Source organism: Rhodovulum sp. DZ06 (genome assembly GCF_050586345.1).
GTDB lineage: Bacteria > Pseudomonadota > Alphaproteobacteria > Rhodobacterales > Rhodobacteraceae > JBOCEF01.
On sequence record NZ_JBOCEF010000089.1, the window covers coordinates 1 to 6,144 of the forward strand.

Consider the following 6,144-nt stretch of genomic DNA (forward strand, 5'->3'; position numbering starts at 1 on the left):
GGGTGGACTACTTGTTGGTTGTGGGGGCAGGGGGGATTTTGGGGTGGGGTGGGGGGACGCCGTTTGGGGGGGGGTTTTTTTCGGGTTTGGGGGTCCCCCCCCCCCCCCGGGCCCCCCGACCAAGGGGGGCAAGCCCCCCTTGGGACCCCCCTTTGAATGGGGGCGCCCGCCGCGCGAAGCGTGGCGCGGGCGGGCGAGCGGGGGCTTCATGCCCCCCGAGACCGGCCGCACCCGGCTGAGGATGTGTCCGCCCGTTCAGGGGGGGCAAGCCCCCCGTTCTCGGGCGGAGGGCGGCTGGCGCCGCCCGGGCGCCCGGTTACAGGGCGAGGCGCAGCTTGTCGCCGGTCGCGCGGGAACAGCAGGTCATCATCCGGTCCCCGGCGGCGCGCTCGGCGCGGGACAGCACCCGGTCGCGGTGATCGACCGCGCCCGACAGGACCGCGGCCTCGCAGGTCCCGCACAGACCCTCGCCGCACTCCTTGGGCACGTCGATCCCGGCTGCGGCGAGCGCGTCGTGAACGGTCTGGTCGGCGCGCACCTCGACCGTCAGCCCGCTGTCGGCCAGCTCCACCGCGAACGCGTGCTCATTCGCCGGGTCCAGCGCCGGGGCGGCGGCGGTGAAATGCTCGCGCGTGAAGGCGGCGTCCCAGCCCGCCGCCAGCGCGTCGAGCGCATCGAGCATCCGCGCCGGGCCGCAGGCGCAGACCTGGCTTCCCGGCGGCGGGGCGAGGGCTGAGAGGTCGAGCCGCGTCCCCTCCTGCGTCACGTGGAGGGCGAGGGCGTGGCCGTGCTCCGCCTCCACCCGCGCCAGCAGCGGCGCGGCGGCGCGGGAGCGGACGCAGTAGTGCAGCGCATAGGGTTTGCCGAGCGCCTTCAGCCGGTCGGCCATGGCGAGGATCGGGGTGATGCCGATGCCCCCGGCGACAAGGATATGCGCCGCGGCCCCCTCATCCAGGCGGAAATGATTGCGCGGCCCGGCGATCTGCACCAGGTCCCCGGCCTTCAGCGCCCGGGTGAAATGGCGCGAGCCGCCGGTCCCGTCGGGGTCGGCCTGGATGGCGATCTCGTAGGCCGCGCCCCCGTCGGCGTCCTGCGCGCCGCAGAGCGAATACTTGCGCCGGAACCCCCCGGCGACGAGGTCCACATGCGCGCCCGCGCTCCAGCGGGGCAGGGGGCGGCCATGCGGATCGGCGAGGCGCAGGCGCTTGACGCCGGGCGCGTCCCCCTCCGCCGCGACGATGCGGGCCGGGCGCAGCAGCGCGTCGCGCGACGGGGCGCCGACGGGGAAATCCACCGCCGCCTCGCGGATCCGCGGATCCGCCGCCTCGGGGTTGCGGGCGGGGTCCCAGGAGGCGCGCACCGATTGCGGCCCGTGGAACGACAGGTTCGGCAGCGAGGCGAAATCCTGCCCCGGGTCGAGCCGCATATGCGGCAGGCGGCGGGCGCATTCCTCGAGGAAGATGCGGATCTCCATCCGGCCGATGTTTTTCCCGAGGCACTGGTGCGCGCCATAGCCGAAGGTCAGGTGCTCGATCGCATCCTCGCGGTGGATGTCGAGGGTCAGCGGGTCCTCCCACCGCTCGGGGTCGACATTGGCCGAGGCCTGGACGACGAGGATCTTGCCGCCCTTCGGGATCTGCACCCCGCCGATCTCGCAGTCCGCGGTGGCGACGCGGCGCCAGGCGATGACGGAGCCGGCGAGGCGCAGGCATTCCTCGACCGCGCCGGGGATGCGGGCGGGCTCGGCGCAGATCTCCTCCCACGCCGCGCGGTCCGACAGGAGCATGCGGAACGCCTTGGCGGCGGCGAGGGAGGTGGTTTCATGCGCCGCCGCCAGGATGGCCATCATCATCGAGCGCAGGTAGCTCTCGGGCACGATGTCGGGGTGGTCGAAATGGGCGCGGACGGTGTCGTACATCCAGCCCTCCCCGGTCGGGTCGGCCATCATCCGGTCGAGGATCCGGTTCGCCTCGGTCCAGAAGGCGCCGACCTTGCGGGCGATCTCCAGCTGTTCCTCGGGCGTCGGGCGGCCCCAGGTGTTGAGGGTGTGGGCCACGGCGAACTGCTTGAGCGTCGCGGCGTCGTCGTCGGGCACCCCGAGGAAGGCGAGGGCGACCGAGAGGGGGACCTCGTGGCACAGCTCCTGCGCGAGATCGGCGTGGCCGCGGGCGATGAAGGCGTCGACCTTCTCGCGCGTCAGGCGGCGGATCATCGGTTCGTGCTTGGCGAGGTTCGACGGGAGGAAGGCGTCCATGAGTAGCCGCCGACGCTCCATGTGGTCCGGCTCATCCTCGTTCACCATGGTGCGGGAGAGGGCGAAGCCATGATCGGCGAGGATCTGCTGCGCCTCGGGCCCCGCGGGGGTGAGTTTTTCGAGAACATTGGCCGGGGAGAACAGGATCGGGTCGCGGAACACGGCGCGCTGGTCCTCGTAGCGCGCGACGACCCAGTAGCCGAGGGCGGGGGACCAGAAGACGGGTTCCTCGGCCCGGGCCCACGACAGGGCGGCGCCCGGGTCGGCCTGGTAGGCGGGGCCGAACGGGTCGAAGGCGGCGGCGCGGGCGGAGACGGGGCAGCCGGTGGGCGAGAGGGCGGCGGCGGCGCCGGGGGCGGCGGGGGCCGGGGCGGCGGTCACGGGGCAGGTCATGGCGGGCGGATCCTCCGGGGGCGCGACGATTTACTTTTATCGCACATCTTGTATCGTTAAGCGCAATTGTGCGGCGGGACCCGGGGTCGGGTCAACCGGAGGGATGGGGATGGCGGTGCTTCAGACGCTGGACCGGGGGCTGGCGGCGCTGGCGATGCTGGGGGATGCGCCGGACGGGCTGAGCGTGGCCGAGCTGGCGGCGGGGCTGGGGGTCGACCGGGCGATCGCCTACCGGATCGTGGCGACGCTGGAGGGGCGCGGGATGGCGCGCCGGGCCGGGGCAAGGGTGCTGCTGGGGGCCGGGGCGCTGGCGCTGGGGGCGCGGGTGGCGCCGCACCTGCGGCTGCTGGCGCGGGGGCCGCTGGCGGCGCTGGCGCGGGCCGCCGGGGGGACGGCGTTCCTGTCGGCCGCCGAGGGCGCGGATTGCGTGGCGCTGGCGGTGGAGGAGCCGGAGGCCGGGTTGATCCGCGTCGGCTACAAGGTCGGCAGCCGCCACCCGCTGGGGCAAGGCGCGGCGGGGATCGCGATCCTGGCCGGGCGGGCGGCGGCGGCGGGCGAGGCGGCGGAGGTCGCCGAGGCGCGGGCGCGGGGCTGGTGCGTGACCCGCGGGGCGTTGCAGGCGGGGGCCGTGGGCGTGGCGGCGCCGCTGCGGGCGGGGGCGGCGGGGATCGACGCCTCGGTCGGGGTGGTGGCGATGGAGGATCTCGACGTCGACCGCGCCGCGGCGCTGGTGCGGGCCTGCGCCGCGGAGCTGTCGGGGGCGCTGGGGGCCTGAGCGCGCGCGGCGCGGGGCATGGCGCGCCCGGGCGTCGGGTCGGGGCGCCGGTCAGGGCATGGAATTGGGGCGCCGGGCCGGGGCGCGGGATTTGGGCGCGGGGTCGAGGCGCGGAGGCGGCGGGCAGGGGGCAAACGCGCGGTCCGGGCCCATCCCCCTCGGCGGGCCCGGACCGCGCGTCCCCCACGTCGCATGGCTGTGCGACGCTCCTGCACGGGGCGTCCGGCGCGGCGGTTTGCATCGACCGGGCCGGGACGGCGCCGCGCCCGGGAAACGGGCGGCGGCGATGTCGTCTCGCGCGGCGGGCGCGCCGTTCGGGTCCCCTCAGACCGGGCGCGGGCAGCGCAGGATGAACGACACCTGCACGTTGTGTGCAGGCGGAAATGTGCGCGACTCGTCCGCGAAAGTCCATTTCAAAACCGGAGGGGCCCCAAAAATAACGAAGAAATTGCGCAACCCTTGAAGCGGCGTCGAAATGTTTCGGGGGGGGGGGGGCTTTGGACGTGTTCTGAAGTTGTTTTCGATATCGCTTCAATGAACGGCCGCGCGGGGGCGCGAGAGGCCCCTGCAGGCGGCCGGGTTGTCCCAAATCGGGAGCGAATCAACCGCGGGTCGTTCCAAGCCGCGCCGGGCGCCCGGGCGCCGGGATCAGGGCCGGGCGCCGAACCGCGTCACCGCGCGGCCCGCGGCGGCATGGCCGGCGGCGAGGCACGCCCCGGGCGCCGCCCCCCGCGCCCAGGCGGCGAGGAACCCGGCGAGGAAGCTGTCCCCCGCCCCGGTGGTGTCGAGCGCCCGCGCCGGCGGCGGCGCGGCGGCGATCCTTGTCCCGCCGGTCAGCAGCGCCGCCTCGCCCGCCCCGTCCTTGAGGATCACGGCCCCGGCGCGGGCGGCGAGGGCGGCCTCCTGCGCCGCGCGGTCCTCGGACCCGGTCAGGGCGGCGGCCTCGTCGCGGTTGGGAAACAGCATCTGCACGCCGTCTATGGCGGCGAAGAACCGCTCGGGGCCGATCTCGGCCAGGAAGGAGGCCGAGCCGGGATCCACGATCACCGGCAGGGCGCGGGCGCGGGCGGCGCCGATCAGGTCGGCGACGGCGATGCGCGGTCCTTCCGCCACCAGCGCATAGCCCGAGACGACGAGCGCGCAGGCGCCGTCCAGCAGCGCGGGCGACAGGTCGGCGGGGCAGAGGCGGTCATTGGCGCCGCGGCTGGTGAAGAAGCTGCGCTGGCCGTCATCGGGATCGATCTGGGCGACGACGGCGCCGGTGGGGGCCCCGGGGTCCGCCGACAGGATCGGGGTCACCCCGGCGGCGGAGAGGCCGGCCTCGATCTCGGCCATGTCGGCGGCGCCGACGCGCGAGACGAGGGCGGCGGGCGCGCCGAGGGCGGCGAGCCAGGCGGCCTGGTTGGCGGCGGCCCCGCCGGGGATGATCTCGATATGCGCGCGGCGGTCGGCGCCGCGGATCATCGCGCCCTCGGGGCGGACCACCACGTCGCGCATCACGTCGCCGACGCAGAGGAACCGCCCCGGGCGGGGGGCGCCGAAGAGGGGGCCGCTCAAGCTGCGTCCCTGCGGCGGGAAGACAGGGCGACGGCGATTTCCCCGGCGACGCGCGCGTTGTTGCGCACCAGCGCCACGTTGGCCTTGAGGCTGTCGCCCCCGGTCAGCTCCAGCACCCGGCCGAGCAGGAAGGGCGTCGCGCCCTTGCCGCCGATCCTTCGCGCCTCGGCTTCCTCCACCGCCTGGTCGATGATGGCGGCGATGCGGTCGGCGGGGATCTCGTCCGCCTCGGGGATCGGGTTGCAGATCACCATCCCCGCGCCGCCGATGCGGGCGTTGGCGTCGATGGCCGCGGCCAGCGCCCCGGCCCCGTCGAGCCGCGCGTCGACCGAAAGTCCGGAGGTGCGCGAGAAGAAGGCGGGGAAGGCGTCGGTCCCCGCGCCCAGGATCGGCACGCCCATCGTCTCCAGCACCTCGAGCGTCTTGGGCAGGTCGAGGATGGATTTCGCGCCCGCGCAGACCACGGCGGTGCGGGTGCGGCCGAGTTCCGTGAGGTCGGCGGAGATGTCGAAGGTGCTCTCCGCCCCGCGGTGGACGCCGCCGATGCCGCCGGTGGCGAAGATCTCGATCCCCGCCATGGCGGCGATGCGCATGGTCCCGGCGACGGTGGTCCCGGCGCAGACCTTTGCTGCGATGGCGGCGGGCAGGTCGCGGGCCGAGGCCTTGCGCACCCCCTCGGGCAGGGCGGCGAGGCGTTCCAGTTCCGCGTCCGTCAGGCCCACGCGCATCACCCCGTCGATCACCGCGATGGTGGCGGGAATGGCGCCGGCGGCGCGGATCTCGGCCTCGACCGCGCGGGCGGTGGAGAGGTTGTGGGGGTGCGGCATCCCGTGGGTGACGATGGCGGTCTCCAGCGCCACGACGGGGGCGCCGGCGGCGAGGGCCTCGGCGATTTCGGGCGACAGGAGGAGGTCGGGATGCGCGGTCATGGGGGCTCCGGGATGGGAGAGGGGAGAGGGGCGGATCATGCACGCGGCGGGGGGGCGGGGCCAGTCCTGAAGTGGGGGCGGTTGGGGCAAGCGTCGACTTCGGGGGGGCCGGCCCCCCCGATGCCCCCCGGGCAGGGGGCGACCCCCTGCACCCCCTTTTTTTTGGGGCTGGGTGGCCCTGTGTTTTCGTCGGGTTTGGTTTTGTGTCCTGCAGGGTTTGGAGGGGGGGGGATTGG

4 protein-coding genes are annotated in these 6,144 nt (G+C 74.9%); 1 reads left to right on the top strand and 3 read right to left on the bottom strand.

What is annotated here, in order from left to right; translation table 11 throughout:
* Window positions 1–316: 316 nt before the first annotated feature.
* Window positions 317–2,647 carry a cytochrome P450/oxidoreductase gene (locus ACQ5SO_RS21075; protein ID WP_430943626.1) on the bottom strand — a complete coding sequence of 777 codons (2,331 nt, stop codon included), beginning with the start codon at window positions 2,645–2,647 and terminating at the stop codon, window positions 317–319.
* A gap of 109 nt (window positions 2,648–2,756) precedes the next feature.
* On the opposite strand from ACQ5SO_RS21075, the gene ACQ5SO_RS21080 reads away from it, so the two are divergent.
* Window positions 2,757–3,422, top strand: a complete 666-nt coding sequence (locus ACQ5SO_RS21080) for a helix-turn-helix domain-containing protein (RefSeq protein WP_430943627.1) — start codon at window positions 2,757–2,759, stop codon at window positions 3,420–3,422.
* 648 nt (window positions 3,423–4,070) lie between these two features.
* Here the strand turns inward: ACQ5SO_RS21080 and ACQ5SO_RS21085 are convergent.
* Window positions 4,071–4,979: a carbohydrate kinase family protein gene (locus tag ACQ5SO_RS21085; protein WP_430943628.1), complete on the bottom strand. Its 909-nt coding sequence runs from the start codon at window positions 4,977–4,979 to the stop codon at window positions 4,071–4,073.
* Window positions 4,976–5,908, bottom strand: coding sequence for a pseudouridine-5'-phosphate glycosidase (locus ACQ5SO_RS21090; protein WP_430943629.1), 933 nt, complete (start codon window positions 5,906–5,908; stop codon window positions 4,976–4,978). Before ACQ5SO_RS21090 ends, ACQ5SO_RS21085 begins: the two co-directional genes overlap by 4 nt.
* Window positions 5,909–6,144 lie beyond the last annotated feature (236 nt).

Bases quoted from the DNA above. Each gene is read 5' to 3' on its own strand.
- ACQ5SO_RS21075 (WP_430943626.1), bottom strand. From the start codon at position 2,647: ATGACCTGCCCCGTGACCGCCGCCCCGGCCCCCGCCGCCCCCGGCGCC.
- ACQ5SO_RS21080 (WP_430943627.1), top strand. From the start codon at position 2,757: ATGGCGGTGCTTCAGACGCTGGACCGGGGGCTGGCGGCGCTGGCGATG.
- ACQ5SO_RS21090 (WP_430943629.1), bottom strand. From the start codon at position 5,908: ATGACCGCGCATCCCGACCTCCTCCTGTCGCCCGAAATCGCCGAGGCC.